This window comes from Calidifontibacillus erzurumensis, from assembly GCF_013303125.1.
In the GTDB taxonomy this organism is placed as follows: Bacteria; Bacillota; Bacilli; order Bacillales; family Bacillaceae_J; genus Calidifontibacillus; species Calidifontibacillus erzurumensis.
Map to the genome: position 1 here is coordinate 32851 of NZ_JABTTE010000024.1, position 25084 is coordinate 57934.

25 protein-coding genes, 1 pseudogene and 2 riboswitches are annotated in these 25084 nt (G+C 35.7%); of the genes and pseudogenes, 20 read left to right on the top strand and 6 right to left on the bottom strand.

Annotation, left to right across the window (positions count from 1 at the left end; all coding sequences use genetic code 11):
* Nucleotides 1-69: 69 nt before the first annotated feature.
* From HR057_RS14385 to HR057_RS14400, 4 genes are all read right to left on the bottom strand, one after another.
* Nucleotides 70-1344 (bottom strand): TRAP transporter large permease, encoded by a 1275-nt coding sequence (locus HR057_RS14385; protein ID WP_173732144.1) that lies wholly within the window; start codon nt 1342-1344, stop codon nt 70-72.
* Nucleotide 1345: 1 nt separating this feature from the next.
* Nucleotides 1346-1837 carry a TRAP transporter small permease gene (locus tag HR057_RS14390; protein WP_173732145.1) on the bottom strand — a complete coding sequence of 164 codons (492 nt, stop codon included), beginning with the start codon at nt 1835-1837 and terminating at the stop codon, nt 1346-1348.
* Nucleotides 1838-1854: 17 nt separating this feature from the next.
* Nucleotides 1855-2886, bottom strand: a complete 1032-nt coding sequence (locus HR057_RS14395) for a TRAP transporter substrate-binding protein (RefSeq protein ID WP_173732146.1) — start codon at nt 2884-2886, stop codon at nt 1855-1857.
* 345 nt (nt 2887-3231) lie between these two features.
* Nucleotides 3232-3996: an IclR family transcriptional regulator gene (locus HR057_RS14400; protein WP_173732147.1), complete on the bottom strand. Its 765-nt coding sequence runs from the start codon at nt 3994-3996 to the stop codon at nt 3232-3234.
* 318 nt (nt 3997-4314) lie between these two features.
* Here HR057_RS14400 and HR057_RS14405 point away from each other — a divergent pair, with 318 nt between their 5' ends.
* The 17 genes from HR057_RS14405 to HR057_RS14485 all read left to right on the top strand — a co-directional run bounded on the left by HR057_RS14405 (nt 4315) and on the right by HR057_RS14485 (nt 21927).
* Nucleotides 4315-5253: a fumarylacetoacetate hydrolase family protein gene (locus tag HR057_RS14405; RefSeq protein ID WP_173732148.1), complete on the top strand. Its 939-nt coding sequence runs from the start codon at nt 4315-4317 to the stop codon at nt 5251-5253.
* A 126-nt stretch (nt 5254-5379) separates the two neighbouring features.
* Nucleotides 5380-6561 (top strand): FAD-dependent monooxygenase, encoded by a 1182-nt coding sequence (locus HR057_RS14410; protein ID WP_173732149.1) that lies wholly within the window; start codon nt 5380-5382, stop codon nt 6559-6561.
* 360 nt (nt 6562-6921) lie between these two features.
* The gene (locus HR057_RS14415) at nt 6922-7281 is read left to right on the top strand and encodes a toprim domain-containing protein (protein WP_173732150.1); all 360 of its coding nucleotides are present in this window, start codon (nt 6922-6924) and stop codon (nt 7279-7281) included.
* A gap of 9 nt (nt 7282-7290) precedes the next feature.
* Nucleotides 7291-7596 carry a thioredoxin family protein gene (locus tag HR057_RS14420; protein WP_173732151.1) on the top strand — a complete coding sequence of 102 codons (306 nt, stop codon included), beginning with the start codon at nt 7291-7293 and terminating at the stop codon, nt 7594-7596.
* 444 nt (nt 7597-8040) lie between these two features.
* Nucleotides 8041-8817 carry an RNA polymerase sigma-I factor gene (sigI, locus tag HR057_RS14425; RefSeq protein WP_173732152.1) on the top strand — a complete coding sequence of 259 codons (777 nt, stop codon included), beginning with the start codon at nt 8041-8043 and terminating at the stop codon, nt 8815-8817.
* The gene (locus HR057_RS14430; protein ID WP_173732153.1) at nt 8814-10121 is read left to right on the top strand and encodes an anti-sigma-I factor RsgI family protein; all 1308 of its coding nucleotides are present in this window, start codon (nt 8814-8816) and stop codon (nt 10119-10121) included. The genes sigI and HR057_RS14430 overlap by 4 nt, the downstream gene beginning before the upstream one ends.
* Before the next feature lie 141 nt (nt 10122-10262).
* Nucleotides 10263-10622 carry an SCP2 sterol-binding domain-containing protein gene (locus HR057_RS14435; protein WP_173732154.1) on the top strand — a complete coding sequence of 120 codons (360 nt, stop codon included), beginning with the start codon at nt 10263-10265 and terminating at the stop codon, nt 10620-10622.
* A gap of 155 nt (nt 10623-10777) precedes the next feature.
* Nucleotides 10778-10883, top strand: a riboswitch (SAM riboswitch).
* An 85-nt stretch (nt 10884-10968) separates the two neighbouring features.
* Nucleotides 10969-12270 (top strand): O-acetylhomoserine aminocarboxypropyltransferase/cysteine synthase family protein, encoded by a 1302-nt coding sequence (locus tag HR057_RS14440; protein ID WP_173732155.1) that lies wholly within the window; start codon nt 10969-10971, stop codon nt 12268-12270.
* A gap of 93 nt (nt 12271-12363) precedes the next feature.
* A riboswitch (SAM riboswitch) is annotated at nt 12364-12507 on the top strand.
* Between the two features lie 119 nt (nt 12508-12626).
* On the top strand, nt 12627-13652 hold the full coding sequence (locus HR057_RS14445; RefSeq protein WP_173732156.1) for a methionine ABC transporter ATP-binding protein: 1026 nt from the start codon (nt 12627-12629) through the stop codon (nt 13650-13652).
* Complete coding sequence (locus tag HR057_RS14450) at nt 13645-14313, top strand: methionine ABC transporter permease (RefSeq protein WP_173732157.1); 669 nt, start codon at nt 13645-13647, stop codon at nt 14311-14313. Before HR057_RS14445 ends, HR057_RS14450 begins: the two co-directional genes overlap by 8 nt.
* A gap of 19 nt (nt 14314-14332) precedes the next feature.
* Nucleotides 14333-15205 (top strand): MetQ/NlpA family ABC transporter substrate-binding protein, encoded by an 873-nt coding sequence (locus HR057_RS14455; protein ID WP_173732158.1) that lies wholly within the window; start codon nt 14333-14335, stop codon nt 15203-15205.
* A 333-nt stretch (nt 15206-15538) separates the two neighbouring features.
* Complete coding sequence (sufC, locus tag HR057_RS14460) at nt 15539-16321, top strand: Fe-S cluster assembly ATPase SufC (protein ID WP_173732159.1); 783 nt, start codon at nt 15539-15541, stop codon at nt 16319-16321.
* A 22-nt stretch (nt 16322-16343) separates the two neighbouring features.
* Nucleotides 16344-17645: a Fe-S cluster assembly protein SufD gene (gene sufD, locus HR057_RS14465; protein WP_173732160.1), complete on the top strand. Its 1302-nt coding sequence runs from the start codon at nt 16344-16346 to the stop codon at nt 17643-17645.
* Nucleotides 17645-18868, top strand: a complete 1224-nt coding sequence (locus HR057_RS14470) for a cysteine desulfurase (RefSeq protein ID WP_173732161.1) — start codon at nt 17645-17647, stop codon at nt 18866-18868. The genes sufD and HR057_RS14470 overlap by 1 nt, the downstream gene beginning before the upstream one ends.
* 54 nt (nt 18869-18922) lie before the next feature.
* Nucleotides 18923-19378: a Fe-S cluster assembly sulfur transfer protein SufU gene (gene sufU, locus HR057_RS14475; RefSeq protein ID WP_173732162.1), complete on the top strand. Its 456-nt coding sequence runs from the start codon at nt 18923-18925 to the stop codon at nt 19376-19378.
* Nucleotides 19379-19475: 97 nt separating this feature from the next.
* Nucleotides 19476-20873, top strand: a complete 1398-nt coding sequence (gene sufB / locus HR057_RS14480; RefSeq protein ID WP_173732163.1) for a Fe-S cluster assembly protein SufB — start codon at nt 19476-19478, stop codon at nt 20871-20873.
* Nucleotides 20874-21273: 400 nt separating this feature from the next.
* Entirely contained in the window at nt 21274-21927 is a 654-nt protein-coding gene (locus tag HR057_RS14485; RefSeq protein ID WP_173732164.1) for a hypothetical protein, read from the top strand.
* 476 nt (nt 21928-22403) lie between these two features.
* On the opposite strand, the gene HR057_RS17420 is transcribed toward HR057_RS14485, so the two are convergent.
* Nucleotides 22404-22589 carry an IS3 family transposase gene (locus HR057_RS17420; protein WP_407926129.1) on the bottom strand — a complete coding sequence of 62 codons (186 nt, stop codon included), beginning with the start codon at nt 22587-22589 and terminating at the stop codon, nt 22404-22406.
* A gap of 678 nt (nt 22590-23267) precedes the next feature.
* On the opposite strand from HR057_RS17420, the gene HR057_RS14495 reads away from it, so the two are divergent.
* Genes HR057_RS14495 through HR057_RS14505 form a run of 3 tightly spaced genes read left to right on the top strand, consistent with a single transcriptional unit; the run spans nt 23268 to nt 24715 of the window.
* Nucleotides 23268-23810: a hypothetical protein gene (locus HR057_RS14495; protein WP_173732166.1), complete on the top strand. Its 543-nt coding sequence runs from the start codon at nt 23268-23270 to the stop codon at nt 23808-23810.
* 21 nt (nt 23811-23831) lie between these two features.
* Nucleotides 23832-24308, top strand: coding sequence for a DUF433 domain-containing protein (locus HR057_RS17155; protein WP_230474463.1), 477 nt, complete (start codon nt 23832-23834; stop codon nt 24306-24308).
* A gap of 2 nt (nt 24309-24310) precedes the next feature.
* On the top strand, nt 24311-24715 hold the full coding sequence (locus HR057_RS14505) for a DUF5615 family PIN-like protein (protein WP_173732167.1): 405 nt from the start codon (nt 24311-24313) through the stop codon (nt 24713-24715).
* A gap of 222 nt (nt 24716-24937) precedes the next feature.
* Here the strand turns inward: HR057_RS14505 and HR057_RS17425 are convergent.
* A pseudogene (locus HR057_RS17425) lies at nt 24938-25084 on the bottom strand (transposase); the annotation flags it as partial.

Consider the following 25084-nt stretch of genomic DNA (forward strand, 5'->3'; position numbering starts at 1 on the left):
ATTTTCAGAAGCCTTTTTTTATTTAGCCAGTGTTTTTCATGCTGAATCACTTAAAAGAGGGTGATATCTCTATTTTAAAACGCTAGGAAGCCATAATACCATTTGCGGCCAGTACGTAATGATAAAAAGTCCAATAAATGACGCGATAAGGAATGGCCAGATTGCTCTTGTCAATGTTTCCAACTTAACTTCTCCTAAAGAAGAAGCGATATAAAGCCCGGCACCTATAGGCGGTGTTAAAAGACCGATTGTTAAGTTAATACAGATGATGACACCAAAGTGAATCGGATCTATACCGTAATTGCTTAGAAGCGGTGCGAAAATTGGAACTAAAATAATAAGTGCGGCAATGCCGTCCATAAACATTCCGACAAATAATAAGAAGATGTTAACAATTAATAAAAATACCCAAGGATTTTCTGTTATTGAAACCATCCATTGTGCAATTGCTTGTGGAATTTGCTCAAATGACAGCATCCATCCAAATAAATTAGCCATCGCAATTAATAACGTAATCGTTGCAGTTGTCATTGCTGTATTAATCATAATTTGCGGCAAATCTTTAATTTTCAATTCGCGGTAAAAGAAAAATCCGACAATTAGAGCAATGACGCATGCGATTGCTGCTGATTCAGTTGGAGTAAAAACACCGCTTAAAATACCGATAATGATAATTCCAGGTACTAAAAGCGCTGGCAGTACTTGCAAAAACGACTTGGACATTTCCGAAATCGATGTCCGTTCATGTGTCGCCCATTGTTGTTTCATTCCGATATAAGCAATTAAAAAAATAAACATCAGTCCGAGCAAAATGCCGGGAAACACACCGGCAAGAAACATGGAACCAATCGAAGCGCCGGATGATACGCCATAAATGATAAATAACATACTTGGCGGGATGATCGGTCCAAGGAGTCCAGCGGCCGCCGTTGTGGAAGCACCGAATTCTCGGGAATAACCTTCTTTTTCCATGGATGGAACCATGATTCGGCTCATCATCGCAATTTGTGCAGTTGCCGAACCGATAATTGAAGCAAGAAGCATATTGGAAATAACGTTCACATAGGCTAATCCGCCACGGAAATGGCCGACGATTGTTTTTGAAAAATTGATCAGCCTACTAGTAATTCCGCCCATGTTCATTAGTTCGCCAGCAAGCATAAATAGTGGAATTGCAAGGAGCCCGTAATTTTCAAGACTTGAATAAAGACGTTGTGGAGCTGTAGCTAATAACCCCATATTATCAGATACGATAATATAAATAATGGTTGTCATGCCGAGGACGAAGGAGATCGGCACTTGAAGCAGCAATAATACGATAAATATAATCAAAGCAATCGCCATATTACATTCCCTCCTCTTTGCCTCGGAAATTCTTGCACAATAAATCTAGAGAGTGGACAATGAGAAAGAAAAAGCTTACTGGAACGCTTAAATAAGCGATGATCATTGGCATTCTCATTGAGTTCGAATATTGCATTAAAATGGTCGGCCCTGATAGCCAAATGACAGATTGATAGAAAATATAGCCAACAAACACAAGCACTGTGAAAAAACTAATTCCTAATAATGTAGTTCTTGTAATTCCGGTGAAACGATCTAGAAAAATTGTAATCGCCGCAGCGTTTTGTTTTTTAATCCCCATGCTTCCTCCGATAAAAGTAAGCCAGACGAGCGAAAAAATAGCCGTCTCGTCTGACCAAGTGAGAGGAGCACTTAATACATAGCGGAAAAAAACTCCCGCAGATAGTGAGATTAGCATTATTGTGCATAGAAGAATTGCTAAAATTTTCTCCACTGCATGAAGCCAATCGCTTAACTGATGTATAAGCTTCATAAGCATCCCCCGTTGTTTTACTTAATAGTCTCCTCAAGGAACGATTGAATAATCGGTGATTGTTGTGAATATTTATCTTTCACTCGTTTAATGGCAGGCTCAAAGGCTGATATATCAGATAATTCCGAAACTTTTACGCCAGCTTGTTTTAATGTTTCAAGATTTTCTTGTTCACGTTTTAACGCTTCTTGAACACCCCAGTCGACGGCTGTTTTAATAGCTTGTTTCACAATTTCTTGATCTTCAGCTGAAAGTTTATTAAAAGATGCTTTGCTCATGACAATAACCGTTGGGAATGTTAAATGGTTTGTCAATGTTAGATGATCTGCAATTTCATAGTATTTTTCCGTCACGAGTGCATCTAAGTCAATATCAATTCCATCGATAACGCCGGTTTGTAGCGATGTATAAACTTCTGGAAGTGGCATTGCTGTTGGTCCTGCACCAATAGCTGTCCAAAAATCTTGAATGGCTGGGCTGCCGATAATTCTTATTTTTTTACCTTTTAAATCTTCAGGAGAAGCAATATGTCCTTCTTTCATTAAGATGTGGCGATTTCCAGCAAAAGCGAAATCAAGACCAACTAACCCTTGGCTTTCAAGTTCTTTTAACATTTGTAGAACCGGTTCAGACCCACGTAATTGAACGGCTTCATCCAAACTTTTAAATGTAAACGGCATAAACCATGAATTTAAAGATTCTTGTCTTGTGCTCATATAAGCATTAGTTAAAAATCCAAAATCGATGGCGCCTGTTTCAAGCTGTTGCACCATGTCTTTTTCAGGCCCTAGTTGTGATGCAGGATATATTTCCAGCTTCATTCTTCCGTTTGATAATTTCTCTAACTCTTCCCCAAATTTTAAAGCGGTTTGATGCCAAACGTGAGTTTCTTGAGTAACATGAGTAGCTTTAAACGTGTATGTTTGTTCTTTTCCACCTTCATTTGCACTATTGGTTGAAGTGTTGCTTCCGCAGGCTGCAAGTATCAGGGTGAAAATGGATACAACCGCAAGCAGCGATAAAAACTTGAATCTCGTTTTTTGTTTCATGAAAACTGCCCCCTTGTAGTTAAATTGTTTTAAACGCTTTCATAATAGATTTGCAAGTTTTATAGTTTTGAAATATAAAATACTTGCTTAATTAACTATTATCGAAATAGTGAATTAATTTCATTTTAATAATAATGGACAGAATTTTGAAAGTCAATTAATTTTTTGAAAATTCCCCTTATTCAGTTAAGAAATTTATTTAATTAATTTATATGGAAAGTAAAAAATAAGCGACCAGCAGACTATTTTACAATCTACAGGTCGCTATTTAGAAACACCATTTACAATTTAGAAACTAATGGAAAGGTTAAAAAAGAAATTTTACAAAAGTTTTCTTTCATTTAATTATTTTGGTTGATAGCCAAAAGATTCGGAAATTTCTTTGGCACAATTTAGGACATATTGACTAACTTCATCATCTGGTGATTGCGGAACAAGTGACGTAAACCCAACGATCGTCAGTGCTCCTAAAAGGTCGTTATTATAATCAAAAATAGGCACGGAAAACGATGATACTTGCTCAACGATTGGTTCTTTTGAATAAGCAAAATGATTCTTAGCAATCTCTTGTTGTTCTTCCTCAAATTCTTTTCTTAAGCTTTCAGGGATTTTACTTAATTCTTTTAAACGCCATTCTTTGATATATATCATATCTTTAAACGTTGCAAATATCTTTCCTGATGATGATAGTAATGGCAAGTTCGTACCGATTTGCGCACCGATATTTAAACCATAATTGGCGCTCCAAATATTTGCAATGACTGGACCGTCGTGGGTCCATACGGCTAACAAAGCTGTCAAGGATGTTTGGCGGCTAATATCTTGTAGATAAGGGGTTACCTTGCCAATAAGGTCTTTGCTTCCAGTTGCTGCCATTCCGTATTCGATCAATTTTGATCCGAGCGAGTAAGTGTTTTGTTTTTTATCCCGGTATAAAAGTCCTAGTTGTGTTAACGTATTTAAATATTTATAGAGATTGCTTTTTGTAATCCCTGATAATTCTTGAATTTCATTAAACTTTAATGGATGTCCTTGTTCGGCAATTAGGTCGATGATTTGAATACCAGTTTGCAGTGATTGGATTATTGTGGCGTTTTTCTGTTGTTCCATAATCTTCTCCTCTTCATTCAAAATCTTCTTATCTTTCAATAAGCATATCAAATTATGAATAATATGAAAAATATCTTTGTAAAATATGAGGATTGCTGCGGGTTTTATAAATTCCACAGTAATTTTTTTATATAGAGAACACTGTTTTTTATTTTAGTAAAGAAGTTTATCAAATTCAGTAAATTTATTATTTTATATATTTTTTAAATTTTTTTATTGACAAACAATTTGCTTCGTTTTAGTATTTTGATAAATAGTGAACCTTGTTTACTATTTGTTGAAAAGTGAAACATCAGGGAAGGAGAAGAAATCTTAATTATGAAATTGATTACGTTTACACATAACGGTATTCGACGTATCGGTGCTATAGAGGATTTTAAAGTCATTGATTTACATGCTGCATTCAAAGCGAAGCTGGAATCGGAAGGAAAACTTCGGGCCAGTCAAATAGCAGAAGCTTATATCCCTGCTGATGATATGAATGGATTTTTACAAGGTGGGAAAGAAAGCTTGGATTTTGCAAAACAAGCAATCGAGTTTGCTTTGAATCATGAAAGCGCTGTACCGCTTGTGTTTGATAAAAGTGAAGTAAAAGTCGGGGCACCGGTCCCGTCTCCTGGAAAAATGATTTGTGTAGGTCACAATTACCGTGAACACATTTTGGAAATGAAACGTGAAATTCCGCCTTATCCGGTTGTATTTGCTAAATTTGCAAATACAGTCATTGGGCCTGAAGATGATATACCGCATTTTCCAATATCAGACCAGCTTGACTATGAAGCAGAATTTGCATTTGTCATAGGAAAGCGTGCAAGAAATGTATCTCAGTCAGATGCACTTGATTATGTGGCTGGATATACGATCGTCAATGATGTTACGTACCGCGATATTCAGCGCCGAACTTTGCAATGGCTTCAAGGAAAAGCTGTGGATGGTTCTGCGCCAATGGGTCCGTACTTAGTAACAACGGATGAATTAACAGATCCATCAGGTCTAGAAATTGTTCTCACTGTTAATGGAAAAGAGCGTCAACGTTCGAATACAGCTAACTTAGTATTTTCTGTGCAATATCTTGTTGAGTTTTTATCGAATTTAATGACACTTGAGCCCGGCGATGTCATTTTAACTGGAACGCCTGGTGGTGTAGGAGTTGCCCGAGATCCGCAAGTTTTCCTAAAAGATGGTGATGTTGTTCGAATTGAAGTTGATAAAATTGGCGCTTTGGAAAATAGGGTTAGGAAAGTAAGCAACCATTAGTTTTTAAGATTATTAAAATAATAAGTTTCTAACATGATGTAAATATTCGGGCCTAGCTTCGCTATTGCTCGATAAAAATAAAAATTATTTTGAAAATTTAAATTCTTAAAAGGGGGAGATTGTTTTATGGAAAGACATCAATTAATGATCGTAGGCGGCGGTATTGGTGGTTTGGCTACAGCTCTTGCTGCAAATGAAGCTGGCATTCGTTCTACAGTGTTTGAGCAAGCTCCACAACTTGGAGAAGTAGGAGCAGGACTTCAAATTGGTCCAAATGGAATGGCTGTACTTGACCGTTTTGGTGTATTGGATGAAATTAATAAAGTTGCAGTATTTCCTAAACGTTTAGTCTTAAAAGATATTTATACTGCTAAAGAAGTAGCAGCACTTGATTTGGGCGAAAAATTCCAACAGCGTTATGGGTATCCATACATCGTCTTGCACCGTTCAGACCTTCATTCCATTTTATTAGAAGCATGTAAGAAAACAGGGAATGTTGAGCTAAAAACAGACCAACGAATCCAAACAGCAGAACAGACTGATATGGGTGTTGTCATTACCAACGAAAAGGGAGAAAAATTTGTTGGTGATGCAGTCGTTGGTGCCGATGGAATTAAATCAAATATCCGCAAATTGTTAAGCGTTGATGATACTGTGCCTTCCGAATATGTTGCTTACCGCGGTACAGTACCGATTGAAGAAGTGAAAGGTGAAGCAAACTTTGACGATGTCATCATGTGGATTGGTCCAAACTTACACTTAGTTCAATATCCTGTACGGAGCGGTAAATTATATAATATCGTTGTTGTGTTCAAAAGCTATAATTATCAGGAAGGTGCAGATTGGGGTACGCCTGAAGAAATGGAAAGACGCTTTAAAGGTGCACATGAAGAAGCGCAGTCAATGCTTCGATTCATTCAACGTCAATTTAAGTGGCCAATGTATGACAGAAATCCAATTCCAAACTGGACAATTGGAAATATTACATTGCTAGGCGATGCTGCGCATCCAATGTTGCAGTATTTAGCGCAAGGCGGCGTTCAAGCGCTAGAAGATGCTTCTTATCTTGCAGATATGTTGAAGAAGTATCCAGGCCAGTACAATAAAGCATTCTTAGAATATCAAGCAGAACGTCAACCAAGATCTGCAAGAGTTCAAACAAGTGCACGGAAATGGGGCGAAGTTATACACGCTGAAGATCAAGCTGCGATTCTGTTGAGAGATTATGTATTTGCAAATAGAACTCCATTTGATTATGAAGTATGTGATTGGATCTATGGCGGCCATAAAGTTCCAATGAAAAAATAATGATTTATTTAAAGACCCGTAGTGATCTGCGGGTCTTTTTCAATTTTTTTCATATTAATAATAGTATAAAATTAAACTATAATTTAGGGTAAGGTGGACAAAATCTTCTGTATTTGAAGGTGATGGAAGCATCTTAATTGAAGGATGGGATCAATTTCAGTCAGCTTTCGTTAATCGGTTTAGATTATGATAACAATTCATTCAGAAGCTTGTGATGGAACCTCCGTTTCGGTCCAATTGGAAAACTATTCACTAGAGATGTTAAACAACAACTGTTCATAGGTTATAAAACGATATGCTCGCCTTTGAAAAGGTGATGCAGCGCCCGATTATTTAAGAACAGTCAAGGTGGAGAGATCATTGAACGAATATAAATCGGAGAAAGTGATTATTGTTGAAGGTAAATCCGATAAGAAAAAAATTGCGCAAATCTTGCGTGATCCAGTCGAAATTATTTGTACGAATGGAACCGTAAGTATTCAAAAAATTGAAGAGATCGTTGATGAATTTGATCTTTTTCATAAGGAAGTGTATATTTTGGCAGATGCTGATTATGCTGGAGAAAAATTAAGGAAACAGTTTAAGAAGGAACTGCCGAATGCCATTCATATTTACATTGATAAAATGTTTCGCGAAGTTGCCAACACACCCGATTATTATTTAGCATTAGCTTTGTTAAGCAAAAATTTTAATGTTAATCCTAAATTTTTAATACAATGAGGATCAGTTATGATTGAACTTCAACCGAAACAATGGACAGAATTTACAAAACAACACGGCGTTCATTATGTTTATTTTTATACACCGCTGTGTGGTACTTGCCAATTGGCAACGAAAATGTTGAAAGTTGTTGGAGAAGCATTGGATGTAAATATTTTTTCATGTAATTTGAACTTCATTCCTGAGAAAGCACGACAGTATGAAATCGAAAGCGTTCCATGCTTAACCATTTGGAGAGATGGGACGATCATTGAAAAAATTTATGCATTTCATTCTGTACAACATCTTTATGAAATTATTAAACGATATGAATAAATATTTGAATTAGGGGGCTTTTGAAAAACAAAAGCCCTTTAAGTATTTTCATTAAAAGTGAATATAAAAGATTAATAGGTGAAAGAGGGGCATTAGGATATGAAACGTATTGAAAAACCACCTTTTGTATCAAAATTTTTTTGACATTGAGGTGGTCCAGAAAGTTGTAGTTCCAATGAAGTGTCTTTTTTCATCTTTAAAAATTCAGCTTTTTTTCAGATGATTTCGAACAGCTCCAGAATCTCTTCTTTGTAATCGCTAAAATATAGGAATCATCCCCACTTTTCAAGGACCTCATTTGAAATTAGAACTCATTTATTAATAAATTTCCATAATTTAGATACCCATGAAAGTAGAAATTTATGCTATAAATGGTTAAGCGAAGAAAATACACCCAGAAAAGTTTAAGGAGGAACGAAGGTATATATAGATTGAGGTGGAAACATGAGACTTATACGTATAAAATCATGGTTTAACTCGAAACACCAAAATGTTGATAGAGAATTAGAAGATTTAGTGTTAAAAGCGCAAAATGGAGACGAACAAATTCGTCATGACTTGCTCGAGCAATATAAACCTTTTATAAAGAAAATCGTATCAAAATCTTGTAAACGATATATATCCGAATCGATGGATGAATTTAGCATAGGGCTGCTTGCGTTTAATGAGGCGGTCGATCAATATAACAAAGACCAAGGCGGAAAGTTTTTAACATTTGCAAGTGTTGTTATACAGAGAAGAATTATTGATTATATTCGAAAAGAAAGCAGACATAAACATCTATTATTGTCGGACGTTGAGGGAGAAGACGCGGGCGGCAATGTGAAAGAAAGTTACATAGATCGTAAACAATCACTTGAAAAATTTGCCGCTGAAGAAGAAAGTAAAACTAGAATTGAAGAAATTAAACGATACCAAAAACTATTGGAGAGTTTCGGCATTACTTTTGATGTGTTGAGCAAAGAATGTCCGAAACATAGCGATGCCAGAGATAATGCCAAAATGATTGCCAAGACGGTTGCAGAAGTGGATGAAATCCGTGATGCTTTAGTGGAAAAAAAGCGCTTGCCGATTAAGGAGTTGGAGGCATTCGTAACATGCAGTCGAAAAACGATCGAACGGAATCGAAAGTATATAATAGCAATCGCATTAATTTATATTGGCGAATTTCAATCGCTTCGTTCCTATATTGAGCCTGAAAAAGGGGGACCACTTACATGAAACAGGGTATCGTTGTTGAAGTGAAAAATAGAAAAGCAATCGTGCTCACGAGAGAAGGGGCATTTGAACGCGTCTCTTTAAAAAAAGGGGAACAGGTTGAAATAGGCTCAGAAATCGAATTTGCCGAAACGAAAAAAATCTATCATTCCCGCCCGATTGGAATGGGGTTATTCATTGCTGTTGTGGCGGCTGTATTTTTCTTGTTCTTTCCTCAAATACTACCAAGTTTAAATCAAGTGAATATGACGGTAGCGGCTTATATTAGTGTAGATATTAATCCTAGCCTTGAAGTTGGTGTGAATGATGCGATGAAAGTGATTGAGCTGATTCCTCTGAATGAAAGTGGGGAAAAAATAGCAGCCCAAATAGGCGAAAACTACCGGAATCTCACCCTTTCGCAATTTATAAATCAAACGATCGATATAGCGGAAAAAGGCGGGTTTTTAAAAGATAATAAAGATGTGCTAGTGACGGCAACGATGATTAATAAGGAACTAAAAACGTCTGTTGAAAAAAATCTTACAAAAATTAAGCAAGAAATTAAAGAAAAAAAGAGTGTGCACGTCGAAACACTTGAAAGCGATGAAACAGCTAGAAAAGAAGCAAAAGATTTAGGAGTTTCAACAGGAAAGTATATTTTATACAAAAAAGCAGCAGATAAATTAACGATAGAGGAAGCAAAAGAGCTATCAATTACACAACTTTTTGACAAAATTGATAAAAAAGAATTAGAAGACATAAAGAAAAAAATAATGAAACGTGATTACGATAAAAACATTAAAAAGATAGAGAAAGCCGAAAATGAATTAAAAAAATTAGAAGCCAAACTGAAGACCATTCAAGATAGAAATCATATGAAGGAACAAAAAATAGAACAAATAGAAAAAATTCGTAACCGAATGAATGAACAAAGAGTGGAAATAGAAAAGATTCGTAATCAAATGAAAGATAATATTCATAAAGATTTAAAAGAAAAAATGAATAATCAAGTTTTAATTATTAATAATAAGAAGATTAAAGAAGACGAAAAAAAACTAGAAAAAATAAATAAATTAAAAATGGAAAATGAAAAAAAGATTAATAAAGTAGAAATTAATAATGGTCAGAAAGTTGTCCAGTTTTATGATTACAAGAAAAATCCTGTTGCTTCCGACAAGCAATATAAACAAAAACTAGAAATCCTAAAGAAAAAAATGGACAAACAAATGAAAAAAGAAGAAAAAAAGAAAGATCTAAAGCAACCGAAGATCATGGACAAAAGTAAGGTCCAAAAAGAAAGAAAACATTATTTCTCAGGAAATTAGACAAATTTTATGGTACGTCCATAAAATTTGTTTTTTTTATGCAAAAATATTTTCAGAATTGTCGAAATTATTTACAAGGGAATGATCAAGTTTTATCGAATACATATTAGGGAGTCAATGTTTGAAAGCAAGGTGAGGAAAATGAAAGAACCTAGTTTTAGAAAAGCGTTAGTTGAATTTACTCATCGCCTTCAATTTGCATCACATGTTTTGCCGCTCTTAGAAAACGAAAGGATAACCGTAAAAATTTGTACGAATAATAATGAAGAGCTTACGATTGTTATGAGTGAAAAGGAAGTATCGCTTGATCATGAGAATAGAACCGTCCCTTCAGTAGTTGTCAAAGGAGATCTTCCAGCTCTTATCAATTTCATCGAAGGAAAAATGAAGCTTCAAGCTTTACAAAAAAGCGAAAAACTCCAAGCGGAAGGAAAATATCGACATTTATTAAAAATAGAATCTCTTTTCTATTGTTGTCCCCTAAAAGAAGCAATTAGTTAGTAGAGCAGTTCCGATTATTTCCATTCTTCTTTTTCCAACTACCAGTCCAAAAATAACTTCAAAAACTTGTATTTTAAAACTATAAAAAATAGTTTGACAAAACAAAAAATAGGTGATAGTATTAGCTCAACAAAATAACATTAAACAGATAGGTTTTCTTATCAAGAGAGGTGGAGGGACTGGCCCTATGAAACCCGGCAACCGGTTTATGAAACACGGTGCCAATTCCTACAGAGCAAAATTTGCTCTGAAAGATAAGAAGAGTGTTCGAAATTCGTCCCCTCTTCTTATCGAAGAGGGGTTTTTAATATTTTATGTTTGAATTGGAACGAAGGAGATGTGGACAATGAGCGATCAAAAAAATTACCGAATTGAAACTTTAGGAATCCATGGGGGTTTACGCCTTGATGAAGGGACAAGGGCGCAAGCGGTTCCGATTTATCCATCAAATGCTTACTTATTTAAAGATACGGAACATGCTTCCAATTTGTTTTCATTGGCGGAGCCTGGCTATATTTATACGAGAATTCACAATCCGACTTGCACGGTATTTGAAGAAAGAATTGCTTTGTTAGAAGGGGGCGTTGGTGCTCTATCGGTTGCAAGCGGTTCGGCAGCCATTACAATGGCGATTTTAAATATTGCCAGCAGTGGAGATGAAATCGTAGCAGCATCTACATTATACGGGGGAACTTACAACTTATTTGCGCAAACATTGCCAAAATACGGCATTAATGTTATTTTTGTAGATCCAACGGATCCGGAAAATTTCCGTGCGGCAATTACTGAAAAAACGAAAGCAATTTTTGCAGAAACGATTGGAAACCCAAGTCTTCATGTTCTTGATATTGAAGCGGTGGCAAATGTTGCCCATGAAGCCGGGATCCCATTGATTATTGATAATACATTTGCAACACCTTATCTATGCAGACCAATTGAGTTTGGCGCTGATATTGTTGTTCACTCTGCAACAAAATGGATCGGTGGAAACGGAACAACTCTTGGCGGCGTCATCGTTGATGGGGGCCATTTTGATTGGAATTCACCAAAATTCCCAGGCTTTACAACACCAGACCCAAGCTATCATGGTTTAGTTTATGCTCGTGATATTGGTGCGGCTGCATTTATCATTAAAGCAAGAGTTCAATTGTTGCGTGATATGGGACCTGCATTAAGCCCGTTTAATGCATTCCTATTAAGTTTAGGATTAGAAACTTTACATGTTCGAATGAAAGAGCATATCGCAAATACAAGAAAAGTTGTAGAATATTTGCAAAACCATCCAGCTGTTGAATGGGTGCTCTATCCAGAGCTTGAAAACCATCCATCCCATTCATATGTTTCAAAATACTTGCCAAAAGGAGCAGGTTCAGTTGTTGTCTTTGGCATTAAAGGGGGACGTGAAGCTGGTGCGAAATTGATTAACAGCGTCAATCTTTGGTCTCACGTTGCAAATGTAGGCGATGCAAAAAGCTTAATCATTCATCCGGCGAGCACAACCCATTCACAATTAAATAGTGAAGACTTGAAAAAATCTGGTGTAACTGAAGATTTAATCCGTTTATCTGTTGGTATTGAAAATAGCGATGATATTATCGAAGACTTAGAGCAAGCCATTGAAAAAGCAACAGGACTTACTTCTAAATAATTGTAGAAAAATGTTGATCGGTAATTATTGTCATTGACACCAAACTTGTCCCATGATAAACTTTCTTCCGTGCTATGACAATTCAATGATTGGCTCTTATCAAGAGAGGTGGAGGGATGTGCCCAATGAAGCCCGGCAACCGCCAAGTAAAGACTTGGAATGGTGCCAATTCACACAAAGTGTTTCCTATTCATTTAGCGTCTGCGAATGGTAGGAAAATGCTTTGAAAGATAAGAGAAAGGAAATGTCGTGCCTTTCTGCTTATCTGCAGAAAGGTTTTTTGTTTGATAAGACATAAACATGGTTTGATTGCTGAAGGAAGTGTATAATAGCATTTGGAAGAAGGTGAATCATGCATGATTACGTTGAAAGGTGTCAAAAAAGTTTATAAAGGAAACGGTAGAGAAGTTGTAGCCGTAGATAATGTCGATTTAAATATTAAACAAGGTGAAATATATGGCATTATCGGATACAGCGGTGCTGGAAAAAGTACGCTGATCCGTTTATTAAACCGGCTTGAACAAGCAACGGAAGGTACGGTCGAAGTGGCTGGGCGTGATTTAACGAAAATTAGCGGAAGCGAATTGCGGAGGGCACGCCAAGAAATCGGGATGATTTTCCAGCACTTTAATTTGTTATGGTCAAGAACCGTTCGGGAAAATATTGCTTTTCCTTTGGAAATAGCCGGCGTTCCTAAAAATGAACGGATGAAAAGAGTGGACGAGCTCATCAAATTAGTTGGCCTTGAAGGCAGGGAGGATGCTTATCCTTCCCAGCTGAGCGGTGGACAAAAACAGCGTGTCGGCATTGCGAGGGCATTAGCCAATCGTCCGAAAGTGCTTTTATGTGATGAGGCAACATCTGCGTTAGACCCGCAAACAACTGATCAAATATTAGAATTGCTCGTTGATATTAATAAAAAACTTGGTTTAACCATCGTTTTGATTACGCACGAAATGCATGTAATTCGAAAAATTTGCCATCGAGTTTCTGTAATGGAAAATGGTCGCATCGTTGAACAAGGTCCTGTCCTTGAAGTATTCCGCAAACCACAGCAGCCGATTACGAAACGTTTTGTGAAACAAGTGACAGAACCGGAAGAAACGAAAGAAACGATTGAACATCTATTGAACAACTACCGAAGTGGCCAAGTCATTCGCCTTACATTTATAGGAGAAGATGCAGAACAGCCGCTGATCACAAATTTAATCCGTACTTTTCCGATTAATATCAATATATTGCAAGGAAAAATTTCGCAAACACAAGATGGTGCTTATGGCACGCTATTTGTACATTTAGATGGAGATAAAGCCGATATCGAAAAAGCGATCACCTACATTCGAGATAAAAACATCGAAGTGGAGGTGATCAACAATGATTGAAACTTTGCTGCCTAATGTAAAATGGGAAAAAATGTGGGATGCAACTGTTCAAACTTTGTACATGACAGGCGTGTCGGTTTTAGCGACATTTATTCTTGGTATTTTGCTAGGTTTGTTGCTATTTTTGACTTCGAAAGGGAATATTTGGGAAAATAAAGTGATCAATTCTATCGTTTCATCTTTTGTTAATATATTTAGATCAATCCCGTTTATTATCCTTATTATATTGCTCATTCCTTTTACGAAATGGCTCGTTGGAACAATGCTTGGAGCGAATGCTGCACTTCCTGCGCTCATTATTGGCGCAGCACCTTTTTATGCACGAATGGTTGAAATTGCATTGCGTGAAATTGATAAAGGTGTCATCGAAGCGGCAAAAGCAATGGGTGCAAAAACGAGTACGATCATTTTCAAAGTATTATTGCCTGAATCAATGCCAGCGCTCGTTTCCGGCATTACAGTAACAGCGATTGCCCTTGTCGGTTATACAGCGATGGCTGGTGTTGTCGGAGCGGGTGGACTTGGAAATCTTGCATATTTAGAAGGATTTCAGCGCAATCATAATGATGTAACAATTTTGGCAACAATCTTAATTCTAATCATCGTATTTGTTATTCAGTTTATCGGTGACTTTGTCACTTCAAAAATAGATAAAAGATAAAAAACAGGGAGGCTTTGTAATGAAAAAATTATTGTTAATGTTGACAACTTTATTTGTCATTTTTGCGTTGGCCGCTTGTGGAGGAGGCAACACACAAGAAAACGCAACAGAAGAAAATCAAGAAGGCACAACAGAAACAAATGAAACTGCTGAAACGATAGAACTAGTTGTTGGTGCATCCAATGTTCCACATGCTGAAATTTTAGAGGAAGCAAAACCTCTTCTAGCTGAAAAAGGCATTGAGCTTAAAATTGTACCGTTCCAAGACTATATTTTGCCAAATAAAGCATTGAATGATAAAGAATTAGATGCTAACTATTTCCAACATATTCCATACTTAGAACAACAAATTAAAGAATTTGGTTATGATTTCGTAAATGCAGGCGGTATCCATATTGAACCGATCGGCTTGTACTCTCAAAAATATAAGTCTGTTGAAGAACTTCCTGATGGTGCAGAAATTATTATGAGCAATTCAGTTGCAGACCATGGCCGTATTTTATCAATGCTTGAAGAAAAAGGATTAATTAAGCTTAAAGAAGGCGTTGAAAAAATCGCTGCAACAGTTGACGATATTGCTGAAAATCCAAAGAACTTGAAATTTACTACAGATGTTGAACCTGGACTTTTACCACAAGTTTATAACCAAGGTGAAGGAGATGCGGTTTTAATTAACGCAAACTACGCTTTAGATGCTGGTTTGGATCCTGCGAATGATCCAATTGCAGTAGAGTCTCCAGAAAATAACCCATATGTGAACATCATTGCTGTTCGTGCTGGTGATGAAAATCGTCCAGAAATCAAAACATTAGTTGAAGTATTGCAATCTGAAGAAATTGCAAACTTCATTACAGAAACTTATAAAGGTGCAGTTATTCCTGCTGGACAATAAAAGAAAAAAGTGATTTACTCGACATGGGGAAATAGAAAATATCCCCATGTCTATTTCTGTTTATACATATATAGATAAATTCCTTTACTTTTTTTACATTTATTTACCAAAAAGCTAGTATTTTATTGGAATTTTACAAAAAACTATAAAAAAATTAGTGGGAAAAGACTTTTTAAACATATTTATATAAAAAGTATCAAAATACAAAAAACTAACAGTTGCTATTGAATTTGAATTAAAATAAGATTAGAATGAGAATAGATTGAGAATGAAATAGCCTTTTATGATAATTATTGAAATATAAAGGGAATAGGATTATATGGAGGTATATATATGTCATCAACTTTATCAATTAAAGATCTACATGTTGAGATTGATGGAAAAGAGATTTTGAAAGGTGTAAACCTTGAAATTAAAGGCGGCGAGTTTCATGCGATCATGGGACCGAACGGAACTGGAAAATCAACACTAGCTTCGGCTATCATGGGGCATCCTAAATATACTGTAACAAAAGGAAGCATTACTTTAGACGGACAAAATGTACTTGAGATGGAAGTCGATGAGCGTGCTCGTGCAGGATTATTTTTAGCAATGCAATATCCAAGTGAAATTACTGGTGTTACAAATTCTGACTTTTTACGCTCAGCAATCAATGCGCGCCGTGGAGAAGGCAATGAAATTTCACTTATGAAATTTATCCGTATGATGGATGAGAAAATGCAATTTTTAGAAATGGATTTAAACATGGCGCAGCGCTATTTAAATGAAGGATTTTCCGGCGGTGAAAAGAAGCGTAATGAAATTTTACAATTAATGATGCTTGAGCCGAAAATCGCTATCCTTGATGAAATTGATTCCGGTCTTGATATTGATGCGTTAAAGGTGGTCGCTAAAGGCATTAATCATATGCGTGGTGAAAACTTTGGCTGTCTGATGATCACCCACTACCAACGTTTATTAAATTATATTAAACCTGATTTCGTTCATGTAATGATGCAAGGACGAGTTGTAAAATCCGGTGGACCTGAGTTGGCAGAGCGTTTGGAAGCGGAAGGTTATGACTGGATCAAGAAGGAATTAGGTATTGAAGACGAAACAGTCGGACAAGAAGCGTAAAAAGTAGTGAGGAGGAACATTGATGACAGTCGAAACTAAACTACCATACGGTTCCGAATATGTTCGCCAATTATCAACGACATTGGGCGAACCGGAATGGCTTCGTGAATTGCGCTTAAAAGCTTTGGAAAAAGTCGATACTTTACCGCTTCCTAAAGCGGATAAAACAAAAATAGATAACTGGAACTTTACGAATTTTCAACATGAATTAAAAAATGAAACGATTGAATCGTTAGAACAGCTTCCAGAAGAGATTAAAGCTCTTGTAAATGTTGGGGCAAACAATCAGAATCTGCTTATTCAGAAAAACGGTTCTTTAGCTTATGCGTCTATTTCAGAAGAACTTACAAAACAAGGTGTTATTTTTACAGACATTAAAACAGCTGCTGTTCAACATGGAGAGCTTCTGCAAAAATATTTTATGACGAAAGCAGTCAAATATGATGAACATAAACTAGCAGCTTTGCATACAGCATTGTTTAACGGTGGTACATTTATTTACGTTCCTAAAAATGTCGAAGTGAAAGAACCGCTTCAAGTGATTTATTGGCAAGATAGCGATTCTGCTTTATTTAACCACGTTATTGTTGTCGCTGAAGATAATAGTTCTGTCGCTTATATTGAAAATTATCTTTCTTTTGCTGAACAAGAAAATGTTGCCAATATTATTGCTGAAGTGATCGCAGGTCCAAATGCAAACATTCACTATGGTGCGGTAGACCATTTTGCAAAAGGAATGACAGTTTATGTAAACCGCCGTGGAGTGGTTGGAAATAATGGCCGCATTGAATGGGCACTTGGGCAAATGAATGATGGCAACACTGTTTCTGAAAATACAACTAATTTAATAGGAGACGGCTCTTATGCTGATTCCAAAACAGTAACAGTCTGCCGTGGTAAGCAAAAACAAAATATTACAACAAAGATTATTCATTTTGGAAAACATTCTGAAGGAAACATACTAAATCACGGTGTTGTAAAAGACGAAGCTACGAATATTTTTAACGGCATTGGAAAAATTGAGCATGGTGCAACAAAATCAAATGCTGAACAAACTTCACGTGTTCTTATGTTAAGCGGTCAAGCACGCGGCGATGCAAATCCAATTTTATTAATTGATGAAGATGATGTAATGGCAGGTCATGCTGCATCGGTTGGACGCATTGATCCGACTCAGCTTTATTACTTAATGAGCCGCGGTATTCCGAAAAAAGAAGCTGAACGCTTAATTATCCACGGATTTTTAAAACCTGTTGTCAATGAATTAGCTATTGAAAATGTAAAAAATCAGCTCATTGAAGTGATCGAAAGGAAAGTTCGCTAATGAATGTACAAGAAATCCGTAAGCAGTTTCCAATTCTTCATCAACAAGTCAATAATCATCCGCTAGTTTATTTGGATAATGCAGCCACTTCACAAAAACCTGTGCAAGTGATCGAAGCTTTGAACCGTTATTACCGGGAATACAACTCCAATGTCCATCGCGGTGTGCATACCCTTGGTACACTGGCAACAGACGGTTATGAAGGTGCCCGTGAAAAGGTAAGGAAATTTATTAACGCGAAATCTGTGCAAGAAATCATTTTTGTGCGCGGAACAACCACAGCGTTAAATACAGTTGCCGCAAGCTATGGTCGTGCCAATGTCGGTGAAGGGGATGAAATTGTCATTACACCGATGGAACATCATAGTAATATCATCCCTTGGCAGCAGCTTGCAAAAGCAACAGGTGCAACACTTAAATATATTCCTCTTCAAGAAGATGGCACCATTTCTTTAGAAGATGTAGAAAAAACGGTAACTCCTAAGACGAAAATTGTTGCTGTTATGTACGTTTCAAACGTTTTAGGAACGATTAATCCAGTGAAAGAAATTGCAGCGATCGCACACAAAAATGGTGCTGTGATGGTTGTCGATGGTGCGCAAAGTACACCGCATATGAAAATTGACGTGCAAGATTTAGATTGTGACTTTTATGCATTTTCCGGTCATAAAATGTGCGCGCCAACTGGAATTGGTGTTTTATATGGCAAGAAAGAATTGCTTGAAAAAATGGAGCCAGTTGAGTTTGGCGGTGAAATGATCGATTTTGTTGATTTATATGATTCAACTTGGAAAGAATTGCCTTGGAAATTTGAAGGCGGTACGCCAATCATCGCAGGAGCAATTGGCCTAGGGGCTGCAATCGACTTTTTAGAAGAAGTTGGTTTAGACAAAATTGCCGAACATGAACATAAACTTGTCCAATATGCGATGGAACAGATGAAAGGAATTGAAGGTATTACTGTTTACGGTCCAAAAGAACGTGCAGGTCTTGTTACTTTTAATATTAAGGATGTTCATCCGCATGATGTTGCGACTGTTTTAGATGCTGAAGGTATTGCTGTTCGTGCCGGTCACCATTGCGCGCAGCCATTAATGAAATGGCTTAATGTATCGGCAACAGCACGTGCAAGTTTCTATTTATATAATACAGAAGAAGAAGTAGACATTTTCGTTAAAGGTTTAATTAAAACAAAAGAGTATTTTGGAAATGTCCTCTTCTAATAAGGAAGTATCATTTGATTTCTTGGTTAATCCAAATAAAGGAGTTTGCTGGATATGTCAGCTATAGATAGGAATATTAATCTTGATTCGCTTTATCGTCAAGTAATTATGGATCATTATAAAAATCCACGCCATCGCGGCCATATGGATGAGGACAGCGATATTACAGTCAATATGAACAATCCGACCTGTGGCGACCGCATTCAATTGCAACTGAAAGTAAAGGACGGGATCGTCACGGATGTCATGTTTGATGGAGATGGTTGTTCGATTAGCATGTCGTCTGCATCAATGATGTGTCAAGCTATTAAAGGGTTGGAAGTTGAGAAAGCTCTGAAGCTTGCTGAAATATTTTCAAAAATGATGCAAGGCGAAGAATATGACGATTCAGATATTGACTTAGGTGATATTGAAGCACTTGCTGGTGTGGCCAAATTTCCGGCGAGGATTAAATGTGCAACTTTATGTTGGAAAGCAATGGAGAAAGGCCTCAGCAATCAGCCTAGTTAAACTTAATTTTTAGTGATCGAGGCCCCAAGCTTTTTTCATTGAATGATTTCTGTACGAATTTGCGTGATTAAACCCAGTTTAGGAGGGGAACAAAAGCATGGCTAAAAAAATGCCGGAAATCGGCGATTATAAATATGGCTTTAGGGATAAAGACGTTTCGATTTACAGGGCTAAACGTGGTTTAACAAGAGAGATTGTTGAAGAAATCTCAAAAATGAAAAATGAACCACAATGGATGTTAGATTTCCGTCTAAAATCATTAGAACTGTTCTATAAAATTCCAATGCCACAATGGGGCGGGGATTTAAGTGAACTAAACTTTGATGAAATTACGTATTATGTAAAACCTTCCGAGAAATCTGAAAGGTCTTGGGATGAAGTTCCTGAAGAAATTAAAAAGACGTTTGACAAACTTGGTATTCCTGAAGCGGAGCAAAAATATTTGGCAGGGGTTTCTGCTCAATATGAATCAGAAGTTGTTTACCATAATATGAAAGAAGATCTTGAAAAACTCGGTATTATTTTTAAAGACACCGATTCAGCCTTAAAAGAAAATGAAGAGATCTTTAAAAAATATTTTGGAACGGTTGTACCGCCATCTGATAATAAGTTTGCTGCCCTTAACTCAGCAGTTTGGTCTGGAGGCTCATTCATTTATGTGCCAAAAGGCGTAAAAGTGGATACTCCGCTGCAAGCATATTTCCGCATTAACTCTGAAAATATGGGTCAGTTTGAACGGACTCTTATTATCGTTGATGATGATGCATCTGTTCACTACGTAGAGGGCTGTACAGCACCTGTTTATACAACACATTCTTTGCACAGTGCAGTCGTTGAAATTATAGTTGGTAAAAACGCGTACTGCCGTTACACAACGATTCAAAACTGGGCAAATAACGTGTTCAACCTTGTAACTAAACGTACAACTGTTGATGAAAACGGTACGATGGAATGGATCGATGGCAACATCGGATCAAAACTTACCATGAAATATCCAGCCTGTATTTTGAAAGGAGAAGGAGCACGCGGATTGACATTGTCTATTGCCATTGCCGGCAAAGGACAACACCAAGATGCCGGTGCGAAAATGATCCATTTAGCACCTAACACATCTTCAACAATCGTGTCCAAATCCATTTCAAAACAAGGCGGAAACGTTACTTATCGCGGAATCGTTCATTTCGGCCGCAAAGCGGACGGCTCTCGTTCTAACGTTGAATGCGATACATTGATTATGGATAATAAATCAAAATCAGATACCATTCCTTATAACGAAATCTTGAACGAAAATATTTCGCTTGAACACGAAGCGAAAGTTTCAAAAGTATCTGAAGAACAGCTCTTCTACTTGATGAGCCGCGGTATTTCTGAACAAGAAGCAACAGAAATGATCGTCATGGGCTTCATCGAACCATTTACACGTGAATTGCCAATGGAATATGCTGTTGAAATGAACCGATTGATTAAATTCGAGATGGAAGGCAGCATAGGTTAGGCTCTATTTACAAGGTTTTTCTCTAAAATAGGGAATCAATTGCCCACAATGTTTTTTTTAACCGTTGACACATTCTTGTACTTCATCCTAAAGTTTGTTAGTGATGTGCATATAGGTGTCAGCGGTTTTTTGATCCACTTTAATATCCAACCAAGTCCAAATTAATGTATTTTTATGTGGGTAAGGAGCTTAGAATAAACGTACATTCCCGTTTATACGATAATTGCATATCGGTTAGTCACTATACTATCGAGGAGAGTGTGAAAAGGATTTTTATAAACTAGTTTTCCTTTAGCGAGGTGTAGAGTATATGAAAGAGCCATCTGTTTAGGTGTATATTATTAGAACATTATGTCTTATTAAATTTCCTTTGGATTCTCGTGTATAGGGAGGGAATTTAATGAGTGAGTTGGATAAAGTAGTTAAAGAAGTGATAGCTACTGCAGGAGATATCAGTTCTAAAATGGGAAATCTTGTTGAAATAGGATTATCTTATGCCCCTTACATAGGAAATGCATTAAATTCTTTTAAATTTAAAAGATTTTCCAAGCGCTTAAAGGAACATGAAGGGCAAATTCGGAAAATTGGTCAACTTGCTTCTCAATCTTTATTATCTATGGAATATATTAGCCATAAGGTATTTCCTATAGTTTTGGCTGATTTAATTGAAGAACATGAAGATGCGAAAGTGAATTATATCTTAAATGGTTTTCAAAATGTATTTATTGAGGAAAAATCAGAAGAGAGTGTGGTAATAAATTATTTTGATACTTTAAGAAATTTAAGATATGCACATATAAGAAGGCTATTTTATTTTGCTGACTTAGACTCTATATATCCTGAGGAATCTGTTCTTTTAGATAATGAATTAAATGCTTTTGTTAAAAGTCTTGACGAACAATTAAAAAATTTAGGTTTGATTGGTTTTCGTTTAAGATTTGGGGAATTCGAAGGAAAAGAATTTGATAGAAGTAAAGATGATATAGTGATACTCACGTACGGTAAAATGTTTATTAAATTTATTATGGATGACCCAGAGTTGTGTAGTTATTGAAACCTTATTAAGGATGAAAGGATATATAAAACTAGTTAGAAGAAATAATAATCATATTTATGGTAGTAAGTCAAGTTTGTTTTTGGAAACATTTTGATTAAGTTTTTTCTGCATAAGAACCATTCATGGATTGGTCCACAACGCAAGAATATTGTCAAAGTGAAAAGAGCCTTTGACAACCTACTCGGGACGTGGAGAGATAAATCCATGGATGTTCTGCCAAAAAAATGTGAGGAAAGGCCGCCATATAACCTTTAGGATAATGCAGCAGAACGACACATTTTTTCATACTCATCAGGCGTTAAATAACCGATGCTTCCATGAATTTTTTCGTTTATTGTTGTGGCAGTAAAATCTTATTCTAGTACAATATAACGTTCTTTTATTGATTCTTATGTTGATGCCGAGTCATATTTTTTAACAATGCAAGATTTGATATTTGCTTGTTTCATTAGACGCTGAACTCGTTTAATACTTTATGCAAATCCCTTTTGTTTAAGCTTTTCATGAATTTTTGGAGCGCCATAGCGCCCCTTATTATCATTGTGAATCGCTTTAATTTGCTCAAGTAGTTTTTGATTAGCGACGTGATAGCTATTAAGTTTCTTATGAAATGGCTGATAATACGTACTTTTTGGCATCTTTAATAGACGACACATCATTTGGATAGAATGTTGTTCGCTCTTTTGATATAAAATCGATTAATTTTTGCTCATCTATTTTCTTGAGAATATGGTCATAACCTTTTTAAAATTTCGATTTCCTGTTTTAATCGAAGATTTTCCTTTTGGATAGCATCTACATCAGCTGCAGTTAATTCCTTTGCACCTTCAATTGTCTAGAGTTGCTTAATCTACTTAGTAAATAGTTACTTCAGAAACACTATATTAGCTAGAGAGTTGACTGACCGAAGTGTCTGAACGATAGGGTTCAATGATTGTTTGTTTAAATTCTTGATTATAACGTTTTTGGCTCATAAATTGGATGGGACCTTTCGTTAGTTCACTTAACTTTGTTGTGTCCATAAATCTATACTACATCATTCTTTATTATTAATGTCTTAAAGAATAGAGATTTTACAAATGGTTTTTCTCAAAGATTTCTAAATTCTTAAATTTGGCACTACAATAAACAAACAATAGTACAAATCTTAGCAAGTGTTTTTATCATTATTGTAATATTTTCTTTTATTATGTGATTTATTATGTGATGGAGGAGGATTTTTTTACACTCTTGTCTAAATATATATTAAATTCATAAATTATAGTGGGACAAGGAATTTTTCAGTTCTAGGTTGTTATTATAGAAAATAAACGAATTGATTTACAAGGGTGAAAAAAATGGATGTTAAATTATTTGAGAAGTATTTAAATTTATTTATACAACTTTATAAGGATAATCAACTTATAGTTGATTGGCGTGACAATAGGGCAAACTTTAAAATGCGTAAGAAACCGGAAACGCTAATTAGTGGTATTGAATCTAATGCTAATGAAGAAGAATTTATAAAATCGGTATTCACGATTATAGATATTACTAAATCACTTGCATCTAGTAGCGAAGATTCTATTGAGTGGGATAGTGAAATAGTTGATTTAGTTAAGAATGTCATTTTAAGCGACGAAAATATTTGGGGTGAAATAACTGCTAAAGTGCTTTGTCAAAATGAGTATATTGATGACATTAAGTATGAGATACTTACAAAAAGAAGTATAGACAATCCAAATTGTATTTTATCTTATTCTATACAGTTAAGCTTAGATATTAAAGGTCAAAATGATGAGAGTACTGATAGAATAATAGTTGAATTAACAAAAGACGAGCTAATTAATTTTAAAAATTTGTTAGAAGATATTATACAAAAATTAGAATCAATACATTAATTTTTAAGGGAGGTGTGAATGATGAATTGTCAGTTATTGGAATATTCTAGAGGTATAAACGAACCAGTATCTGAAAAAAATGTATTTGTCTTCAAAGAAACTCCCAGAATATTTACAAAGACATCTAAAAAAAAATATCCTCATTATTTAGAGAGAGGTCTAAAATCTTTAAACGGTGAATATACTGTTTACCAAAATCAATTGATCAAGAATAGGAAGATAGAGATGATTGGAAAACAGGATTTAGAATTTTTGGGTAAACAGTATTTGGAAATTTTGGCAAAAAAATCAAATGGTATAAACGTTTCTTCAAATATACTTGGAGGAATGCCCGTTGTTAAAGGAACTAGGATTAATGTTTCGTTAATTCTTGCATGTCTTAGAGATGAGATGACTATTGAGGAGATATGCGAAGATTATTCATTAGAATATGAAGACGTTTTTAACGCATTAAATTTCGTCATTAAAGTCTTAGATTATCCATATTATGAGGAATAGATATGAGGATTTTTTTAGATGAAAATATTTCACCACAAGCAGAATTTTATTTTAGAAGTCTAGGGTATGATGTGAGGAGTGTAAGGTCATACAATATACAGGGGATTGATGATGAGACTGTACTTCAAATAGCGATTAGTGAAGACAGAGTGTTATTAACTCAAAATGGTAAACATTTTATTATTCAAATTCCCCCTAAATGTAAAGGTAAAACACACCAGGGTTTAATTTGGATAAGATTTAATGTTACTAGAAAAAATGTTCAAAATCTATGCAATAAAGTCCATGCGTTTCTTCAAGGAGAAAAGGATATTATTGATTCAATTTGGAAAGCAAAACAGATAAATAATATTCAAATTTCTTTTGATAAAAGATATCCGCCTCCTAAAAAAGTTGTTTGTTATTAATGATAAATTAAATTATTACTAATTTGTTAGAGAGCCCTTTTTAGAGGTCTCTTTTTATTTTTACTTAAAGACTTTAGTTACTTGGTTTATTATGCTCTATAGTATTTAATGGGGGTTAGACACAATTTAATTAGAAACAAAAAACACGCAAACCTCCAATTTATTTATAATTGAATTACCGAAAAACAAATCCTAGTGGAGCACCGAAAGTATTTATTCCAATTGAACCCGTTTTCTTATTCCATCTAGTACTCCAAAAAATTTACCGATAAAAGCGAAAGCGGTCAGCTTCTATGACTGGTCTACCTAGTACATTTTCTACTGCTCCTTTAAAAGCTGGACTCAAATCATTAATCACAATTTGAATTT

Coding starts and splice junctions, on each gene's coding strand:
- sigI (WP_173732152.1), top strand. CDS start 8,041: ATGAGACTTATACGTATAAAATCATGGTTTAACTCGAAACACCAAAAT.
- HR057_RS14445 (WP_173732156.1), top strand. CDS start 12,627: ATGATTACGTTGAAAGGTGTCAAAAAAGTTTATAAAGGAAACGGTAGA.
- sufB (WP_173732163.1), top strand. CDS start 19,476: ATGGCTAAAAAAATGCCGGAAATCGGCGATTATAAATATGGCTTTAGG.
- HR057_RS14420 (WP_173732151.1), top strand. CDS start 7,291: ATGATTGAACTTCAACCGAAACAATGGACAGAATTTACAAAACAACAC.
- HR057_RS14405 (WP_173732148.1), top strand. CDS start 4,315: ATGAAATTGATTACGTTTACACATAACGGTATTCGACGTATCGGTGCT.
- HR057_RS14470 (WP_173732161.1), top strand. CDS start 17,645: ATGAATGTACAAGAAATCCGTAAGCAGTTTCCAATTCTTCATCAACAA.
- HR057_RS14485 (WP_173732164.1), top strand. CDS start 21,274: ATGAGTGAGTTGGATAAAGTAGTTAAAGAAGTGATAGCTACTGCAGGA.
- HR057_RS14455 (WP_173732158.1), top strand. CDS start 14,333: ATGAAAAAATTATTGTTAATGTTGACAACTTTATTTGTCATTTTTGCG.
- HR057_RS14495 (WP_173732166.1), top strand. CDS start 23,268: ATGGATGTTAAATTATTTGAGAAGTATTTAAATTTATTTATACAACTT.
- HR057_RS14430 (WP_173732153.1), top strand. CDS start 8,814: ATGAAACAGGGTATCGTTGTTGAAGTGAAAAATAGAAAAGCAATCGTG.
- sufC (WP_173732159.1), top strand. CDS start 15,539: ATGTCATCAACTTTATCAATTAAAGATCTACATGTTGAGATTGATGGA.
- HR057_RS14505 (WP_173732167.1), top strand. CDS start 24,311: ATGAGGATTTTTTTAGATGAAAATATTTCACCACAAGCAGAATTTTAT.
- sufU (WP_173732162.1), top strand. CDS start 18,923: ATGTCAGCTATAGATAGGAATATTAATCTTGATTCGCTTTATCGTCAA.
- HR057_RS17420 (WP_407926129.1), bottom strand. CDS start 22,589: ATGATGTGTCGTCTATTAAAGATGCCAAAAAGTACGTATTATCAGCCA.
- HR057_RS14450 (WP_173732157.1), top strand. CDS start 13,645: ATGATTGAAACTTTGCTGCCTAATGTAAAATGGGAAAAAATGTGGGAT.
- HR057_RS14390 (WP_173732145.1), bottom strand. CDS start 1,837: ATGAAGCTTATACATCAGTTAAGCGATTGGCTTCATGCAGTGGAGAAA.
- HR057_RS14410 (WP_173732149.1), top strand. CDS start 5,380: ATGGAAAGACATCAATTAATGATCGTAGGCGGCGGTATTGGTGGTTTG.
- HR057_RS14395 (WP_173732146.1), bottom strand. CDS start 2,886: ATGAAACAAAAAACGAGATTCAAGTTTTTATCGCTGCTTGCGGTTGTA.
- HR057_RS14440 (WP_173732155.1), top strand. CDS start 10,969: ATGAGCGATCAAAAAAATTACCGAATTGAAACTTTAGGAATCCATGGG.
- HR057_RS14435 (WP_173732154.1), top strand. CDS start 10,263: ATGAAAGAACCTAGTTTTAGAAAAGCGTTAGTTGAATTTACTCATCGC.
- sufD (WP_173732160.1), top strand. CDS start 16,344: ATGACAGTCGAAACTAAACTACCATACGGTTCCGAATATGTTCGCCAA.
- HR057_RS14385 (WP_173732144.1), bottom strand. CDS start 1,344: ATGGCGATTGCTTTGATTATATTTATCGTATTATTGCTGCTTCAAGTG.
- HR057_RS17155 (WP_230474463.1), top strand. CDS start 23,832: ATGAATTGTCAGTTATTGGAATATTCTAGAGGTATAAACGAACCAGTA.
- HR057_RS14400 (WP_173732147.1), bottom strand. CDS start 3,996: ATGGAACAACAGAAAAACGCCACAATAATCCAATCACTGCAAACTGGT.